Origin of the sequence: Streptomyces sp. NPDC059900 (assembly GCF_050270335.1) — a bacterium.
Lineage (GTDB): Bacteria > Actinomycetota > Actinomycetes > Streptomycetales > Streptomycetaceae > Streptomyces.
Map to the genome: position 1 here is coordinate 1 of NZ_JBNNJZ010001119.1, position 1,244 is coordinate 1,244.

1 protein-coding gene is annotated in these 1,244 nt (G+C 70.0%); it reads right to left on the minus strand.

Annotated elements, in window-relative coordinates:
- Window positions 1-638 precede the first annotated feature (638 nt).
- Window positions 639-1,244: MOSC domain-containing protein (locus tag ACQKIP_RS47740; protein WP_427745899.1), on the minus strand; the 606-nt coding region annotated here is incomplete at its 5' end.

Consider the following 1,244-nt stretch of genomic DNA (forward strand, 5'->3'; position numbering starts at 1 on the left):
GCCGTGCACGTCGTTCATACGGCGCCAGCACCCGATGAAAGCTTCCTGTAACCCGTCCAGGGCCACCGCGGAGTTCCCGCCGCACACCACGATGCCCTTGGCCAGCATCCTGCGATACGACGCCCGGTAGAGCTGGTCGAAGGCGCCCCCGATGCTGTCACTCGGCATGCCCGGTGTTTCTCACCCTCGGTACGTGACTGTCTTCCGGGCTTGTGGTCTTCCGGGCTGCGGCCACCCCCAGGGTCCACGCCAGGCCGTCCTGGTCAACGGATCGGGCGAATCCGCCCTGCTGGCTGAGGTGTTGGAGTACCGCGGTCATGGTCTTGCGTCTGCCCCGCTCCCTGATCCGGTAGGCATACGCCCGCACCACCGCTGCTGCGCTGAAGCAGACCGCTACACAAGCCCAGGCCCACACAGTGTGCACCAACTGCTCGTCCTCCTCCGTCAGATGCCGGGTAGGCCCCGGCTACTGAAGAAGAGGGCCGAAGCCGCGAGAACGCTTACAAAGGACCCCCGGTGCCGCGCTACCGGCAGCCCACACCTCCTGCCCGACACCCGGGGACCCGGGGACCCGGAACGGATTGAGCGGCGCGGCGTGGATCAAGCTTCAGCCCGCTTCGGCCGTATCCGGCGGGTTCTCACAGATCGGCGTCGCCCCACTCCTGGACGACCACCTCGTCGCCGACCGAAAGCTTCCCCGGCGTGATCACGGAGAACTTGGCGCCGAAGACCACGCCGCCGCTCGCGGCCCGCCGGTAGCTGGCCAGTGTGCGCAGCGGCTCGGGCCCCTGCCTTGCTCCGGCTTCCTGTTCGACCAGGGTGACGGCACAGCGCACCGCGAGCTTGGCATAGCCCAACGCGGCACCGCCGATGGAGATGCGGCGTGCGCGGTCCTCGGCGTGCGGCAGGGCGGCCCAGTCGCTGCCGCTGTCGCGGCCGTGGCCGTTGTGGCTGTCGAGGACGATGTTCGGGCGGAAGCGGTCCATCGACAGGGCCGGGGTGCCGCGCTCGGCCATCCGCTGGTTGAGGAGGGCGAGGGAGGCGCGGGACAGCAGGTGCACCGCACTGCTGTCGGCATAGCCGGAGGGGCCGGGGGTCAGGCCGTCGGTGATCCGGTCGTGCTCCGGCGGCACGCGGACCAGACGGCTGGGGGTGCCGAGGAACTCAGATAGCCAGGCGGCGGCTGCGTCACCCTGGTCGATGCCCCGGAAGGCGGTGCCGAACAGATCGACGCCGCGGCGCGG